Source organism: Achromobacter sp. 1011791174 (genome assembly GCF_059760925.1).
In genome coordinates, this window is the sequence record NZ_JCBANH010000056.1 from 25,006 (window position 1) to 40,319 (window position 15,314).

Here is a 15,314-nt window from a genome sequence, read left to right on the forward strand (position 1 = left end):
TGCTGCGCCGCGAGCGGCGGCGTTGACTTACTTGGCGGGCTGGACGACCGGCGCCATGGCGGGGGCGGCGCCCTTGGCGTCGTCCTCGTCGTCTTCGTAGTTCGGCAGCGCGGACTCGTCGCCCACCTTCTGGCCCAGCACCATGGCGGCGCGGCGTTGCAGGTAGGCGTCGCGCACGAAGCTGTACGGATCCAGCGCCACGCGGTCTATCGTGTTGGTCGCGTCCAGCAGGCTGGCGCGCGCGTCCACCACGCTCAGGCCCCACAGCGAATTGCGCAGCGGCACGTTGTCGATCGCGCTGATGCTGGTGTAGGTGGCCTTGCGACCGTAGAAGTCGCCGGCCAGGCCGACGCCGTCGCGGATGGTGGACGAGCCGAAGAACGGCAGCACCAGGTACGGGCCCTGGCCGATGCCCCAGACGCCCAGCGTGGTGCCGAAGTCGTTCGGGATCTTGCGCGCGCCGTTGGCCGAGGCGACGTCGAAGCAGCCGCCCACGCCCATGGTGGTGTTGAACAGGAAGCGGCCCAGCGTGTTGACGAAGTCGTGGCCACGGCCCTGCAGCATGCTGTTGGCGCCAGACCAGAGGTCGCCGACGTTGCTGAAGATGTTGTGCACGCAGCTGCGCACCGGCTGCGGCGTGACGTAGGTGTAGGCCTGGGCGACGGGCTTGAAGACCACCCGGTCGACCGAATCATTGAACTTGTAGACGCCCCGGTTGAAGCCTTCCCAGGGATCGCGCGGATCGGGGTTCTTGGGCGCGGCGCAGCCGGCCATCAGTGCGCCCGCGGCCGCGACGGTGGCGATGCGGGAAAGAGCGTGCGTGTTCATGATCAGGGCATCCCTATCAATATTTTCTTATAAGCGACGGCTGTGCGGCAGGCAATACCGCGCGCCGGTTAGTCTTTAATTCGCGGGCGTCTTGGCCGGTTCCTGGGCGCCGCCCGAGCCTTGCTTTTCGGCCGATCCGTAGAGGAACTTGCTGATCAGCTGCTCGAGCACGACGGCGCTTTGGGTATAGCGGATTTTGCCGCCCTCGGCAAAGTTCTCTTCCTCGCTGCCCGGCGTCAGGCCCAGGTACTGTTCGCCCAGCAGGCCGGACGTCAGGATGGCGGCCGACGAGTCCTTGGGGAACTTGTAGGTCGTCTCAAGGTTGATGGACACCACCGCCTGGAAGGTCTTGTCGTCGAAGGAGATGCCGGCGATCCGCCCCACCACCACGCCGGCGCTCTTGACGGGCGCGCGCACCTTGAGGCCGCCCACGTTATCGAAGTTCGCCGTGACGGTATAGGTGGGCGCGAAGGAGAAGGCGCTCAGGTTGCCGGCGCGCAACGCCAGGAACGCCAGCGCGGCCGCGCCCAGCAGTACGAACAGGCCTACCCAGAAGTCGGTTTTTTCGCGTGACATGATCAATCCGTATCAGTTTCCAAACATCAAGGCCGTAAGCAGGAAATCCAGGCCCAGCACCGCCAGCGATCCCACCACCACGGTGCGTGTGGTGGCACGGGCCACGCCCTCGGGCGTGGGCTTGGCCTGCCAGCCTTCGTAGAGCGAGACCAGCGTCACGGTGACGCCGAACACCAGGCTCTTGATGACGCCGTTGAGCACGTCGTTCCAGACGTCCACGCCGTTCTGCATCTGCGACCAGAAGGCGCCGGGGTCCACGCCGATCATCAGCACGCCGACCACCCAGCCGCCCAGGATGCCCACCATGGAGAACACCGCCGCCAGGATGGGCATGGCGATGATGCCGCCCCACAGGCGCGGCACCAGCACGCGGCGCATCGGGTCCACCGCCATTACTTCCATCGCCGACAGCTGTTCGCCGGCCTTCATCAGGCCGATCTCGGCGGTCAGCGAGGTGCCCGCGCGGCCGGCGAACAGCAGCGCCGTGACCACCGGCCCCAGCTCGCGCACCAGCGACAGCGCCACCAGCAGGCCCAGCGCTTCCGACGAGCCGTAGCGGTTCAGCGTGTAATAGCCCTGCAGGCCCAGCACGAAGCCGACGAACATGCCGGACACGGCGATGATCAGCAGCGAGTAATTGCCGATGAAGTGGATCTGCTGCGATACCAGGCGCGGGCGCGAGAACGCGATGCCGCTGCGCCCCAGCAGGCCCAGGAAGAAACGGGTGAAGTAGCCGATACCGGAAATCTGGCCCCGGATCCAGCCGCCCAGCGCGCTGATGGGATTGGTCTTGCCGCTCATGCCTTGCGCCCCTGTTGTTGCGCCAGCCATTTCTTGAAGGCCGGTGTTTCGGGGTACTGGAACGCGACGGGGCCGTCGGGTTCGCCCTTGAGGAATTGCTGCACGTAGGGGTCCTGCGATTGCGACAGGATCTGCGGGGTGCCGGCGGCCTTGAGTTCTCCCTGGCCGACCAGATAGACCTGGTCGGCGATGGCGAAGGATTCCTGCACGTCGTGGGTGATCAGCACCGAGGCGCAGCCCAGGCGGTCGGCCAGGTCGCGGATCAGGCGGGCGGTGATGCCCATGGAAATCGGGTCCAGGCCGGCGAAGGGCTCGTCATACAGGATGAGCTCGGGCTCCAGCACCACGGCGCGTGCAAGCGCGACCCGGCGCGCCATGCCGCCGGATACCTCGGCGACCTTCAGGTGGGCAGCGGCGCGCAGGCCGACGGCGTCGAGCTTGTCCAGCACGCGCTCGGTCAGTTCGGCCTCGCTCAGCCGGGTGTGCTCGCGTAGCGGAAAAGCAACGTTTTCGAAGACGTTCAGGTCGGTGAACAGTGCGCCCTGCTGGAACAGCACGCCCATGCGCTTGCGCAACGACTGCATTCCGGCGGCGTCGACGGCGGCGATGTCCTGGCCGAAAGCCTGGACGGTGCCGCGCTGGGCGATCAGCTGGCCGGTGGCCGCGCGCAGCAGCGTGGTCTTGCCCGAGCCGGAGCCGCCCATGATGGCGACGACCTGGCCGGCCCGCACGTCCATGGAGATGTCGCGCAGCACGGTGAATTCACCGTAGCCGAGCGCGACGCCCTCCAGGCGCAGGGCGAATTCGGGGGTGCTGCGGGTGTGAGCGGACATGGGCAACGAAAGGGTGTTTCGGCGGCGGTGCTTGCCGGCCAGTCCGTCCGGCGCGGGCAAGGGGCCGCAGCGCTGGCAGAACAGGCTGCGTCGGGAAGCGCCCTGTTACTCATATGCCGGGACAGGAAATCGGATCTGTAACCGGCGGCGAGGGGCCATTGTATCCCGACGATTTGTGATCACAATCTGCTAGGCAACGAGTGGAACAGTCTTTTCACAATCAGGGACAATCCGTGGGGCGAGGCGGCGGCCGCCCGGCGCATGGCCCTTCCGGAAATCGGTCCCGGATTAGCGCCGGGCCTGGGCCGCGGCGGTCTCAATGGCCAGCCGGCGCACCAGCTCGGCGGCGCTCTCGCGCCGCGCCATGGGCGCGCCCTGGCCCGCCCACAACGACAGCACGTCGATATCGCCGGCGCGGCCGCCGGCATTGCGCATGGGCCGCGTCAGGGCGTTCTGCAACGGATAGGGCAGGATGTCGGACGGATTCGCGTCCATGTCGCGCATGAATGCATTGGCGATGCCGCGTGCCGGCCGTCCGGAAAAGGCCCGGGTGATGCGCGACTGCTCGGAGCGGGAGGCGGGCAGCGCGGCCTTGTAGGCGTCGCAGATGCCGGATTCCTCGGTGGACAGAAAAGCCGTCCCCATTTGAGCGGCCTGCGCGCCCAGCGCCAGCGCGGCGGCGATGCCGCGGCCGTCCATGATGCCGCCGGAGGCGATCACCGGCACCGAGACCGCGTCGGCCACCTGAGGCACCAGCGCCAGCGTGCCGATAAGCGACTGGTCAAAATCGTCCAGGAAAGTGCCGCGATGGCCGCCGGCCTCATAGCCCTGGGCCACCACGGCGTCCACGCCGTCCTGTTCCAGCGCCACCGCTTCGCGCACGGTGGTGGCCGTGCCCACCGTCAGGATGCCCAGCTCGCGGCACCGCGCCAGCACCTCCGGCGCGATGCGGCCGAAGGTAAAGCTGAACACCGCCGGCCGCGCGCGCAACACGGCTTCGATCTGCGTCGCCAGCGGATCGGCCTGCGGGCCGGGCATGGCGGGCGCGTCCAGTCCCAGTTGCTCGTGATACCGCGCCATCAGCGCCAGCAGGCGCGCGCCGTCGCCCCGATAGGGCTGATCCGGCACGGACGCGAACAGGTTGATGGCGTAGGGACGGTCGGTGCGCTCGCGGATCGCGCCGGCGGCTTGCTCGATCTGGGCGGCGCTCAGGTAGGCGGCGCCCAGCGAGCCCAGCACGCCCGCCCGCGACGATTCGGCCACCAGCGCCACCGTGGTGGCCCCGCCGGCCATGGGGGCCTGGATGACTGGCTGGTCGAGTTCAAGTCGTTCGCAAAGGCGGGATGTCATGGCGCGCTCCTGGGGCGTGGGTTACTGGAGCTGGATGTTTCCAGCTTTGATGACGTGGGCCCACTTCCCGGTTTCGCTCTTGATGAAGGCGGCGAAGTCCTCGGGCGTGCCGCCGCCGGCCTGGCTGCCGGTGTCGGCGATGGCCTTTTGGACTTCGGGTTCCTTCAGGATGCGGTTGAACTCCGCATTGAGCCTGGCGATGATGGGCGCCGGGGTGCCGGCCGGGGCGACGATGCCCTGCCAGTTATACGATTCGAAGCCGCCCAGGCCCGATTCGGCCATGGTCGGCACGTCGGGCAGCACGGCCAGGCGCCTGGCCGAGGTGACCGCGATCGGGTGGATCTTCTTGCCCTGGATGGCCGGCAGCGCCGAATAACCCATCTCGAACATCATCGAGATATGGCCGCCCATCAGGTCGGTCGCGGCCAGGCTGCCGCCCTTGTACGGGACGTGCACGATGTCGATCCCGGCCTGCTCGCGGAACATCTCGCCGGACAGGTGGTGCGCGCCACCCACGCCGGACGAGCCGAACGACAGCTTGCCCGGTTGCTTCCTGGCCAGCGCGATCAGGTCGGCCAGCGTCTTGACCGGCAGCTCATTGTTGACGCTGAGCACCAGCGGGCTGTTCTCGATCAGGATGACGGGCGCCAGGTCCTTCTGCGGGTTGTACGGCATTTCCTTCATCAGCGACGGGTTCACCGCCATCGGCGCCAGGTTGCCGGTGCCGATGGTGTAGCCGTCGGGCTGGGCCTTGGCGATCAGGTTGGTGCCGACCACGCCGCCGGCGCCGGCCTTGTTCTCGACCACGACGGGTTGTCCCAGCGATTCGCCCAGCTTGCGCGCCAGCAGGCGCACGCGGGTGTCGGCGAAGCCGCCCGGCGCATAGGGCACGATCATGGTGATGGGCCTGGCGGGCCAGTCGGCGGCCTGGGCGTGGGCCTGGCTGCACGGGGCGGCGACGGCCGCGAGGGTGGCCAGGGCGGCGATCAGGGGGCGCAACGGTTTCATGCTGGGGACTCCTCTTTCATAATGAGCGCGGCCTCAGGGGGCATTGCCCCTTGGGTCGACTGCATTATGCCCAGCGCTGCCGCGCGCGGCCGTGATTTTCCCCAAGCCCCAGGCCGACAGCGCCAGCAGCGCCGCGCCCGCCGCCAGCGTCTGCGGCAGGCTGGCGCCCAGCCGCGCCGTCCAGGCGGCCAGCAGCGGGCCGACAATCTGGCCGGCGGCGAAGGCCGCCGTCATCAGGGCGGCGGCACGGGGCGCGGCCGCGCCCGCCAGGCGCCGGGCCGCCACCATGCCGGCCTGGGTGATGACCATGAAGGTGCCGCCCACCAGCAGCGCCGCCACGATCACGGCGGCCAGGTCGTGCCGCAGCGCCGCCACCGCCATGCCCAGCGCCATCGCCGCCTGCGCGCCGCGCCAGATCCGGATCTCGCCGTGCCGGCGCGCCAGCTTAGGCACCATCAGGCAGGACAGCGCGGCGGCCAGCCCGAACAGGGGCCAGGCCCAGCCGAACACCGCCGGATCGGGCATGACGTCCTTGGCCATGGCGGGCAGGAAGGTGGCGGGAATGATGTAGCCGATGCCGAACACGCCATAGTGCAGCGCCAGTCCCGCCATGCCGCGCGGCAGCGGTTCCCGGTGGGATGGGCGGGCGGACGCGGCGGTGGCCGGCAGCGCCGCGCGCAGTCTGGGCCAGGCGGCCATCGACAAGGCCAGCGCCAGCGCGCCCAGCGCCACCCAGCATTGCGCCGCCGTGGCGCCGGCCGCCATCAGGGCCAGGCAGGCCAGCCCGGTCGCCGCGATGCCGGCGCCCACGCCCGCATAGACCACGGCGGACGCGGCCGGCTCGATCGGGTCGCCGGCCCGCGCGGGCCGCCATGAGGCCACGCAGATGAAGCCCAGCGCGCTGGCCCAGCCGGCCGCCAGCCGCAGCGCGGCCCAGCCCGCCACGGAGTGGGGCAGCGGCATGGCCAGGGTCAGCGCCGCCACCGCCAGCAGGCTGGCGCCCAGCGCGGCCAGCGGCCGGCGCGGCGGCCACGCGGCCGCGATCAACGCGCCCAGCAGGTAGCCCGCGTAGTTGGCCGAGGCCAGCCAGCCGCCTTGTTCCAGCGAGAGCGCGGCGTCGTGCGCCATCAGCGGCCAGACCGGCGTGAAGGCGAAGCGGCCGATGCCCATCAGCGCGGCCAGCGCCAGCGCGGCCGGCCAGGCGAGGCTGACGGCGCTGCGAGCGGGGACGAGGGGCTGGGCATGGCTTGACATGAGCCCACTCTACGACTGTACTAATATCTTGAATAGTGAATTATTAAGAACATAGGTTCTTTAAATGAGAAATTTGGATCTGGACGCACTGCAGATTTTCAAGGCGGTGGCCGATGAAGGTGGCGTGGCGCGCGCGGCCGCCCAGCTGAACCGTGTGCAGTCCAACGTGTCCACCCGGCTCAAGCAGCTGGAGGCTGCACTGGATGCGCCCTTGTTCCGCCGCCAGAACCGGCGCCTGGTGCTGTCGGACCAGGGCCGCGTGCTGCTGTCCTACGCCGACCGCCTGCTGCGGTTGTCGGCCGAGGCGCAGCAGGCCGTGCGCGACGGCGCGCCGCGCGGCACGTTGCGCCTGGGCACCATGGAAAGCACGGCGGCGGCCCGGTTGCCGCCGGTGCTGGCGGCCTACCACGCGGCCTGGCCGCAGGTGCGCATCGAGCTGGTCACGGGCACCTCGGCCGCGCTGGCGGCCAAGGTGCGCGACTACGAACTCGAAGCGGCCTTCGTGGCCGAGCCCTTTCCCGCCGAGGGACTGGCGTCAACCGAGGCCTTCGCCGAAACGCTGGTCCTGATTTCGCCGCGCGCCTGGCCCGAGATCGCCGACGCGCGGGCGCTGGCCGATCACACGGTGATCGCCTTCGCGTCCGGCTGTTCCTATCGCCGCATCCTGGAGTCCTGGCTCGGCCGCGAAGGCGTGGCGCCGGGCAAGGTGATGGAGTTCGCGTCCTATCACGCGATCGTCGCCTGCGTGGCGGCCGGTACGGGCGTGGCCATCGTGCCGCGCTCCGTGCTGGATGTGCTGGGCGGGCAGACCGCGCTGCGGGTGCGCGACCTGCCGGGCAAGTACGGAGCCGCGCGCACCCGGCTGGTGTGGCGGGCCGATGACGACACGCCGGCGGTGCAGGCGCTGCGCGATCAACTGGCGGCCTGAGGCGTCAGGCGGTCGCGCGACGGCCATGCTGCGAGCGCCAAAAAAAACGCGCGGGCATGTGGCCCGCGCGTTCTTGCTTGATGCGTGCGTCCCGATCAGAAGCGATAGCCGACGCCCAGCGTCGCCACCCACGGGTTGATCTTCGCGGTGCCGATGCGTTCGCCGTTCAGGCTGACCTTCGACTTGATGTCGATGTAGCGGATGTCCGCGTTCATGAACCAGCGCTCGCTGATCTTGATGTCCGCGCCCAGTTGCGCGGCCACGCCCCACGAATCCTTCAGCTTCAGCTTCGAGCCGTCCAGCGCGCCTTCGGCCTTGGTGTCGAAGAAGTGCGTGTAGTTCAGGCCGACGCCGATGTAGGGCTGCACCATGCTGTCCGGCAGGATGTGCCATTGCAGGCTCAATGTGGGCGGCAGTTGCTTGCTCGAGCCGATCTTGCCCAGGCCGCCGCCACTGATGTCGTGCTGGAAGGGCCAGGCGCCCAGCAGTTCGATGCCGATGTTGCGCGTGGCCATGTAGGTCACGGTGAAGCTGGGACGGACGTTGTTGTTCACGTCCAGTTTGACGCCGCCGTTGAGCACGCTGCCGTTGTTGGAGTCGGGGCGGACCTGCGTGACGCCGACCTTCAGCAGCACATCGCCGGCCTCGTGGGCATGGGCGGGGACGGCGAAGGCGCCGGCGGCCAGCAGGCCGGCGATGGCGGTGGCGCGGACGCGCCCGAGCTTCGAAAACATTTTCTTCTCCGATCTTTCCGTGGGGTGAGACGACAGGTTCTCAAACCCTGGCGCCGGCAGGCTTGACAGGAATCAAACCCTACCGGGATGTCGGGAATCGCGTGGTCGCGCCGCAACACGGCGCGCTGCCCCGCGCGGATCGCGCGCGCGGTTTGGGGGGGCAGGCGCGCAAATGAAACGCCGCCCCGCGCCTGGACGGCGCGGGGCGGCGTGGGGGCCGTGCAGGCCGGTCCCGGCCGATCAGCGCGGCAGGTCGCTGGATCCCATCAGGAAGGCGTCCACCGAGCGCGCGCACTGGCGGCCTTCGCGGATGGCCCAGACCACCAACGACTGGCCGCGGCGCATGTCGCCGGCGGCGAACACCTTCTCGACGCTGGTGCGGTAGTCGTCGGTGTTGGCGCGCACGTTGCCGCGCGCGTCGCGGTCCACGCCGAAGGCGTCCAGCACGGTCTGCACCGGCGATACGAAGCCCATGGCCAGCAGCACCAGGTCGGCCTTGATCTCGAATTCCGAGCCTTCGACCTCGCGCATCTTCATCTGGCCGGTCGCTTCGTCCTTGAACCATTCGACGCGCGCGCCGACAAGCTTCTCGACCTTGCCGTTGCTGCCCTTGAGCAGCTTTGTGGTCACGGACCAGTCGCGCTCGCAGCCTTCCTCGTGCGACGAGGACGTGCGCAGCTTCAGGGGCCAGTAGGGCCAGGTCATGCTCTTGTTCTCGGACTCGGGCGGCTGCGGCATCAGCTCGAACTGGGTGACCGAGGCCGCGCCGTGGCGGTTGCTGGTGCCCACGCAATCGGAGCCCGTGTCGCCGCCGCCGATCACCACCACATGCTTGCCCTTGGCCAGCGTCTGGTTGGTCAGGCGGTCGCCGGCCACGGCCTTGTTCTGCTGGCGCAGGAAGTCCATGGCGTAGTACACGCCCGACAGCTCGCGGCCCGGCACCGGCAGGTCGCGCGGGGTTTCGGAGCCGCCGGTCATGACGACGGCGTCGAACTCGGCCATCAGCGATTCGGGCGTGCGCACCGTCAGGCCGTCGGCGGCCGCGTCGCTGGGATTGCCGATGTAGGTCGACGGCGCGAATTCAACGCCTTCGGCTTCCATCTGCGAGATGCGGCGGTCGATCTGGTGCTTTTCCAGCTTGAAGTCGGGGATGCCGTAGCGCAGCAGGCCGCCGATGCGGTCGCTCTTTTCGAACAGCGTCACGGAATGGCCGGCGCGCGCCAGCTGCTGCGAGCAGGCCAGGCCGGCCGGGCCCGAGCCCACCACCGCGACCTTCTTGCCGGTCTTGCGCGCCGGCACCTGCGGCGTGACCCAGCCCTCGGCCCAGCCCTTGTCGATGATGGCGTGCTCGATGGACTTGATGCCGACCGCGTCGCTGTTGATGTTCAGGGTACAGGCGGCTTCGCACGGCGCCGGGCAGATGCGGCCGGTGAACTCCGGGAAGTTGTTGGTGGAGTGCAGCACGTCCAGCGCGCGGCGCCAGTCCTGCCGGTACACCAGGTCATTCCAGTCCGGGATGATGTTGTTGACCGGGCAGCCGTTGTTGCAGAACGGGATGCCGCAGTCCATGCAGCGCGCCGCCTGCTGCTTGGCCTGGTCGTCGTTCAGGTGCAGCACGAACTCGCGCCAGTTCTTCAGCCGCTTCTGCGGGGCCTCGGAGGCCTCCTGCAGGCGCTGGTATTCCATGAATCCGGTGATCTTTCCCATGATTTCCCTCACGCAGCCAGTTGTTGCGGGTTGGCTGCACGCCACATTTCACCCAATGCGCGGCGGTAGTCCGTCGGCATGACCTTTACGAATTTGCCGCGCGCCGCTTCCCAGTCGCCCAGGATCTCGCGGGCGCGGAAGCTGCCGGTGTAGCGGAAGTGGTCTTCCACCAGGCGGCGCAGGATGGTCTCGTCAGTCTCGCGCTCGCCGCCGCGCTGCGCGCTGTGCCAGGTGTCGATGCCGTTCTGCGCTTGCTGCTCGGCGTGCGGCACCACGGCTTCCAGTTCGACCATGGACAGGTTGGCGCGCTGCTTGAGCGTGCGTTCCGGATCCCAGACGTAGGCCACGCCGCCGGACATGCCGGCCGCGAAGTTGCGGCCGGTGGCGCCCAGCACCACGACCGTGCCGCCCGTCATGTACTCGCAGCCGTGGTCGCCGGTGCCTTCCACCACGGTGGCCGCGCCCGAGTTGCGCACGGCGAAGCGTTCGCCGGCCACGCCGTTGAAGAAGGCCTCGCCCGCCAGCGCGCCGTACAGCACGGTGTTGCCGGCGATGATGTGGTCGGGGCCGAAGCCGCGGAAGTCATTGGGCGAGCGCACGATGATGCGGCCGCCGGACAGGCCCTTGCCCACGTAGTCGTTGCCTTCGCCCACCAGGTCCATGGTGATGCCGTGCGCCAGGAACGCGCCGAAGCTCTGCCCGGCGGTGCCGTTGCACTGGATGTGGATGGTGTCGTCGGGCAGGCCGTCGTGGCCGTAGCGCGCCGCCACGGCGCCGGACAGCATGGCGCCGATGGTGCGGTTGCGGTTGCGCACCGGCACGATGAACGACACCTTCTCGCCGCGTTCCAGCGCGGGCTTGCTGCGCTCGATCAGCTGGTGGTCCAGCGCGCCGGCCAGGCCGTGGTCCTGCTCTTCGGTCTGGCGCACATCGGCGTCCGACTGGGTCTGGTGGAACACGCGGGTGAAGTCCAGGCCGCTGGCCTTCCAGTGTTCGACGCCGGAGCGCATGTCCAGCAGGTCGGCGCGGCCGATCAGATCGTCGAACTTGCGGATGCCCAGCTGGGCCATGATCTCGCGCACTTCCTCGGCGATGAAGAAGAAGAAGTTGACGACGTGCTCGGGCTTGCCCTGGAACTTCTGGCGCAGCACCGGATCCTGCGTGGCCACGCCCACCGGGCAGGTGTTCAGGTGGCACTTGCGCATCATGATGCAGCCTTCGACGACCAGCGGCGCGGTGGCGAAGCCGAATTCGTCGGCGCCCAGCAGCGCGCCGATGACCACGTCGCGGCCGGTCTTCATCTGGCCGTCGGCCTGCACGCGGATGCGGCTGCGCAGGCGGTTCAGCACCAGCGTCTGCTGCGTCTCGGCCAGGCCCAGTTCCCAGGGCGTGCCGACGTGCTTGATGGATGACACCGGCGAGGCGCCCGTGCCGCCGTCATGGCCGGCGATCACGACGTGGTCGGCCTTGGCCTTGGCCACGCCAGCGGCCACCGTGCCCACGCCCACTTCCGACACCAGCTTGACCGAGATCGAGGCCTTGGCGTTGACGTTCTTCAGGTCGTGGATCAGCTGGGCCAGGTCCTCGATCGAGTAGATGTCGTGGTGCGGCGGGGGCGAGATCAGGCCCACGCCCGGCACCGAGTAGCGCAGCTTGGCGATGTATTCCGAGACCTTGTGGCCGGGCAGCTGGCCGCCTTCGCCGGGCTTGGCGCCCTGGGCCATCTTGATCTGGATCTGGTCGGCCGAGGACAGGTACTCGGCCGTCACGCCGAAGCGGCCCGAGGCCACCTGCTTGATCTTCGAGCGCAGCGAGTCGCCCTTCTTGAGCGGCACGTCGGCTTCGATGCGGTCGGCGCCCAGCACCGAGGCCAGCGTGTCGCCGTCCTTGATGGTGCTCTTGCCTTCGCGCATCTCGGCGCGGTAGCGCAGCTCGTCCTCGCCGCCTTCGCCGGTGTTGGACTTGCCGCCGATGCGGTTCATGGCCACGGCCAGCACCGAGTGCGCCTCGGTCGAGATCGAGCCCAGCGACATGGCGCCGGTGGCGAAGCGCTTGACGATCTCCTTGGCCGGCTCGACGTCGTCCAGCGGGATGGCGCGCGACGGGTCGAAGCGGAACTCGAACAGGCCGCGCAGCGTCATGTGGCGACGGCTCTGGTCGTTGATGATCTGCGCGTACTCCTTGTACGTGCGGTAGTTGTTCTGGCGCGAGGCGTGCTGCAGCTTGGCGATGGAATCCGGCGTCCACATGTGCTCTTCGCCGCGCACGCGGTAGGCGTATTCGCCGCCCGCTTCGAGGTCGTTGGCCAGGACCGGGTCGTTGCCGAACGCGGCGCGGTGCTGGCGCAGCGCTTCCTCGGCCACCTGGAAGATGCCGATGCCTTCGATGTTGGACGCGGTGCCGGTGAAGTACTTGTCCACCAGCGCCTTCTGCAGGCCCACGGCCTCGAAGATCTGCGCGCCGGTGTAGGACATGTAGGTCGAGATGCCCATCTTGGACATGACCTTGTTCAGGCCCTTGCCGATGGCCTTGACGAAGTTCTTCACGGCCTTTTCGGGATCGCTCATCTTGCCCAGCGATTCCAGCGCCAGGTAGGGATGGATCGCCTCGGCGCCGTAGCCGCCCAGCAGCGCGAAGTGATGCACTTCGCGGGCCGAGCCGGTTTCCACCACCAGGCCGGCGTTGGTGCGCAGGCCGGCGCGGATCAGGTGCTGGTGCACGGCCGAGGTCGCCAGCAGCGCGGGGATGGCCACGCGCTCGCCGTCGACTAGGCGGTCGGACACGATCAGGATGTTGTAGCCGCTTTGCACCGCGTCCACGGCGCGCGCGCACAGCGCGGCCACGCGGGCCTCGATGCCCTCGGGGCCCCAGGCGGCCGGATAGGTGATGTCCAGCTCATAGCTGCGGAACTTCTTGCCCGTGACCTGCTCGATGTCGCGGATCTGCGCCATGGCGGCGAAGTCCAGCACCGGCTGCGACACTTCCAGGCGCAGCGGCGGGTTGACGTTGTTGATGTCCAGCAGGTTCGGCTTGGGGCCGATGAAGGACACCAGCGACATCACCAGCTGTTCGCGGATGGGGTCGATCGGCGGGTTCGTCACCTGCGCGAACAGTTGGCGGAAATAGTTGTAGAACGGCTTGGCGCGGTCCGACAGCACGGCCAGCGGGGCATCGTTGCCCATCGAGCCGATCACTTCCTCGCCGGTCGTGGCCATGGGCTCCAGGATGAACTTGTAGTCTTCCTGGGTCCAGCCGAAGGCCTGCTGGCGGTCCAGCAGCGAGACGGACGATTGCGTGGCCACATGGGCCTGGCGCGGGGCCGGCAGCGATTCCAGCTTGATCTGCAGACGCTCGATCCACTGGCGGTACGGGCGGCTGTTGGCCAGCTGCAGCTTGATCTCGGCGTCGTCGATGATGCGGCCCTGTTCCAGGTCGATCAGGAACATCTTGCCGGGCTGCAGGCGCCACTTCTTGACGATGCGGTTCTCGGGGATGGACAGCGTGCCGGCCTCGGAGGCCAGGATCACCATGTCGTCGTCCGTCACCAGATAACGGGCCGGGCGCAGGCCGTTGCGGTCCAGCGTGGCGCCGATCTGGCGGCCGTCGGTGAAGGCGACGGCGGCGGGGCCGTCCCAGGGTTCCATCATGGCCGCGTGGTACTCATAGAACGCGCGGCGGCTTTCGTCCATCTGCGTGTGCTGTTCCCAGGCTTCCGGGATCATCATCATCATGGCGTGGGCCAGCGAGTAGCCCGAGTTCACCAGCAGTTCCAGGCAGTTGTCGAACGTAGCGGTGTCCGACTGGCCTTCGTAGACGATGGGATAGAGCTTTTTCAGGTCGTCGCCCAGCACGGCCGACTGCATCATGCCTTCGCGCGCGCGCAGCCAGTTGAAGTTGCCCTTGACCGTGTTGATCTCGCCGTTGTGGGCGATCATGCGGTACGGGTGGGCCAGCGGCCAGGCGGGGAAGGTGTTGGTCGAGAAGCGCTGGTGCACCAGCGCCAGGGCCGAGACCGTGCGCGGGTCGGCCAGGTCGCGATAGTAGCGGCCGACCTGGTCGGCCAGCAGCAGGCCCTTGTAGACCACGGTGCGCACCGAGGCCGAGGGCACGAAGTATTCCTTGCCGTGCGCCAGGCGCATGTTCTGGATGGCGTGGCTGGCGGTCTTGCGGATCACATACAGCTTGCGTTCCAGCGCGTCGGGCACCATGACGTCGGCGCCACGGCCGATGAAGAGCTGGCGGATGACGGGTTCGCAGTCGCGCACGGCGGGCGACATGGGCATGTCCACGTCCACCGGCACGTTGCGCCAGCCCAGCACGACCTGGCCTTCGGCCCGGACCGAGCGTTCCAGCTCTTGCTCACAGGCCAGGCGCGAGGCGGTTTCCTTGGGCAGGAAGACCATGGCCACGCCGTATTCGCCGGGCGGCGGCAGCACGATGCCTTGCTGGCTGAATTCGTCGCGGTACAGGGTGTCGGGAATCTGGATCAGGATGCCGGCGCCGTCGCCCATCAGCTTGTCGGCGCCCACGGCGCCGCGATGGTCCAGGTTCTCCAGGATCTTCAGGCCCTGCTGAATGATGGCGTGGCTTTTCTTGCCCTTGATGTGCGCCACGAAGCCGACGCCACAGGCGTCATGCTCGTTCTGCGGGTGATACAGGCCCTGGGGGGCGGGCAGGCCGATGCGGCTGGCATCGATGGGGGTCGCCTTGGGGGTGCGACAGGAATCGTTCAAGGTGTCTTTGGGCATGGCGCGCTCCGCAGTGGGCCTGCGTCGTAATGTTGCAGTGCAGGAGAAGGACAATACCCCTGGTGAGGGTAGGGTGCAATAAAAATATTGAGGGTGCGTCCCTTGATTAATTTAATTGTTTCGCCGTGTTAAATATTAGGGGTCATATCAAGACCCGCATGAATAAAGGCTTTGTGAGGGATGAGGGAAAAAGTGGAGGCCAGCTCTGCACTGTAAGTGTGCAAATGCCAATTATGTGTCCCTGTTTAAAAGGACGTTTTTCGGCATCGATTCCGGCGGAATTCGTGGCAATAATCCATCAGATCAAGCCTGCCCCTGCGCCAAGGGGCGGCGACAGTGGCCTGCCGCCGGCCCGCGATCCGCAGGGCCGGATGTGGAATGGGCGCCGAAAAGCAAACGCGCCGCGCGGCATGGCCGGCGGCGCGTTAAAAATGGGGGCAGATTAGTGTGACGACCCGGGAACAGGCGTCACAGGCGTGGGCGTCGCTTCAGGAGTGTCCCCGGCTGTCGCGGGCGTGGCTGGTTTCTTGCGCGGACGTCCGCGCTG

11 protein-coding genes are annotated in these 15,314 nt (G+C 68.1%); 1 reads left to right on the top strand and 10 read right to left on the bottom strand.

What is annotated here, in order from left to right; all coding sequences use genetic code 11:
* Positions 1 to 27 precede the first annotated feature (27 nt).
* From AC6LJ5_RS18975 to AC6LJ5_RS19005, 7 genes are all read right to left on the bottom strand, one after another.
* On the bottom strand, positions 28 to 828 hold the full coding sequence (locus tag AC6LJ5_RS18975) for an MlaA family lipoprotein (RefSeq protein WP_103271996.1): 801 nt from the start codon (positions 826 to 828) through the stop codon (positions 28 to 30).
* A gap of 75 nt (positions 829 to 903) precedes the next feature.
* Positions 904 to 1,404, bottom strand: coding sequence for an outer membrane lipid asymmetry maintenance protein MlaD (gene mlaD, locus AC6LJ5_RS18980; protein WP_103276273.1), 501 nt, complete (start codon positions 1,402 to 1,404; stop codon positions 904 to 906).
* Between the two features lie 12 nt (positions 1,405 to 1,416).
* On the bottom strand, positions 1,417 to 2,205 hold the full coding sequence (mlaE, locus tag AC6LJ5_RS18985) for a lipid asymmetry maintenance ABC transporter permease subunit MlaE (RefSeq protein ID WP_103271997.1): 789 nt from the start codon (positions 2,203 to 2,205) through the stop codon (positions 1,417 to 1,419).
* Positions 2,202 to 3,038 carry an ABC transporter ATP-binding protein gene (locus AC6LJ5_RS18990; protein WP_103271998.1) on the bottom strand — a complete coding sequence of 279 codons (837 nt, stop codon included), beginning with the start codon at positions 3,036 to 3,038 and terminating at the stop codon, positions 2,202 to 2,204. The genes mlaE and AC6LJ5_RS18990 overlap by 4 nt, the downstream gene beginning before the upstream one ends.
* Positions 3,039 to 3,326: 288 nt before the next feature.
* Positions 3,327 to 4,388 (bottom strand): NAD(P)H-dependent flavin oxidoreductase, encoded by a 1,062-nt coding sequence (locus tag AC6LJ5_RS18995; RefSeq protein ID WP_498141287.1) that lies wholly within the window; start codon positions 4,386 to 4,388, stop codon positions 3,327 to 3,329.
* 21 nt (positions 4,389 to 4,409) lie between these two features.
* Positions 4,410 to 5,396, bottom strand: coding sequence for a Bug family tripartite tricarboxylate transporter substrate binding protein (locus AC6LJ5_RS19000; RefSeq protein WP_103272000.1), 987 nt, complete (start codon positions 5,394 to 5,396; stop codon positions 4,410 to 4,412).
* 33 nt (positions 5,397 to 5,429) lie between these two features.
* A complete protein-coding gene (locus AC6LJ5_RS19005) occupies positions 5,430 to 6,650 on the bottom strand; it encodes a YbfB/YjiJ family MFS transporter (protein WP_498141288.1) in 1,221 nt (406 codons plus the stop codon).
* Positions 6,651 to 6,714: 64 nt separating this feature from the next.
* Here AC6LJ5_RS19005 and AC6LJ5_RS19010 point away from each other — a divergent pair, with 64 nt between their 5' ends.
* Positions 6,715 to 7,578: a LysR family transcriptional regulator gene (locus tag AC6LJ5_RS19010; RefSeq protein WP_498141289.1), complete on the top strand. Its 864-nt coding sequence runs from the start codon at positions 6,715 to 6,717 to the stop codon at positions 7,576 to 7,578.
* 95 nt (positions 7,579 to 7,673) lie between these two features.
* Here AC6LJ5_RS19010 and AC6LJ5_RS19015 read toward each other — a convergent pair whose 3' ends face one another.
* The 3 genes from AC6LJ5_RS19015 to AC6LJ5_RS19025 all read right to left on the bottom strand — a co-directional run bounded on the left by AC6LJ5_RS19015 (position 7,674) and on the right by AC6LJ5_RS19025 (position 14,767).
* Positions 7,674 to 8,312 carry an OmpW/AlkL family protein gene (locus tag AC6LJ5_RS19015; protein ID WP_498141290.1) on the bottom strand — a complete coding sequence of 213 codons (639 nt, stop codon included), beginning with the start codon at positions 8,310 to 8,312 and terminating at the stop codon, positions 7,674 to 7,676.
* A 240-nt stretch (positions 8,313 to 8,552) separates the two neighbouring features.
* Positions 8,553 to 10,019, bottom strand: coding sequence for a glutamate synthase subunit beta (locus AC6LJ5_RS19020; protein WP_103272004.1), 1,467 nt, complete (start codon positions 10,017 to 10,019; stop codon positions 8,553 to 8,555).
* Positions 10,020 to 10,027: 8 nt separating this feature from the next.
* Positions 10,028 to 14,767 (bottom strand): glutamate synthase-related protein, encoded by a 4,740-nt coding sequence (locus AC6LJ5_RS19025; protein WP_103272005.1) that lies wholly within the window; start codon positions 14,765 to 14,767, stop codon positions 10,028 to 10,030.
* Positions 14,768 to 15,314 lie beyond the last annotated feature (547 nt).

Excerpts from the sequence above, each read along its gene's own strand:
- AC6LJ5_RS18975 (WP_103271996.1), bottom strand. The coding sequence starts at position 828 with ATGAACACGCACGCTCTTTCCCGCATCGCCACCGTCGCGGCCGCGGGC.
- mlaD (WP_103276273.1), bottom strand. The coding sequence starts at position 1,404 with ATGTCACGCGAAAAAACCGACTTCTGGGTAGGCCTGTTCGTACTGCTG.
- mlaE (WP_103271997.1), bottom strand. The coding sequence starts at position 2,205 with ATGAGCGGCAAGACCAATCCCATCAGCGCGCTGGGCGGCTGGATCCGG.
- AC6LJ5_RS18990 (WP_103271998.1), bottom strand. The coding sequence starts at position 3,038 with ATGTCCGCTCACACCCGCAGCACCCCCGAATTCGCCCTGCGCCTGGAG.
- AC6LJ5_RS18995 (WP_498141287.1), bottom strand. The coding sequence starts at position 4,388 with ATGACATCCCGCCTTTGCGAACGACTTGAACTCGACCAGCCAGTCATC.
- AC6LJ5_RS19000 (WP_103272000.1), bottom strand. The coding sequence starts at position 5,396 with ATGAAACCGTTGCGCCCCCTGATCGCCGCCCTGGCCACCCTCGCGGCC.
- AC6LJ5_RS19005 (WP_498141288.1), bottom strand. The coding sequence starts at position 6,650 with ATGTCAAGCCATGCCCAGCCCCTCGTCCCCGCTCGCAGCGCCGTCAGC.
- AC6LJ5_RS19010 (WP_498141289.1), top strand. The coding sequence starts at position 6,715 with ATGAGAAATTTGGATCTGGACGCACTGCAGATTTTCAAGGCGGTGGCC.
- AC6LJ5_RS19015 (WP_498141290.1), bottom strand. The coding sequence starts at position 8,312 with ATGTTTTCGAAGCTCGGGCGCGTCCGCGCCACCGCCATCGCCGGCCTG.
- AC6LJ5_RS19020 (WP_103272004.1), bottom strand. The coding sequence starts at position 10,019 with ATGGGAAAGATCACCGGATTCATGGAATACCAGCGCCTGCAGGAGGCC.
- AC6LJ5_RS19025 (WP_103272005.1), bottom strand. The coding sequence starts at position 14,767 with ATGCCCAAAGACACCTTGAACGATTCCTGTCGCACCCCCAAGGCGACC.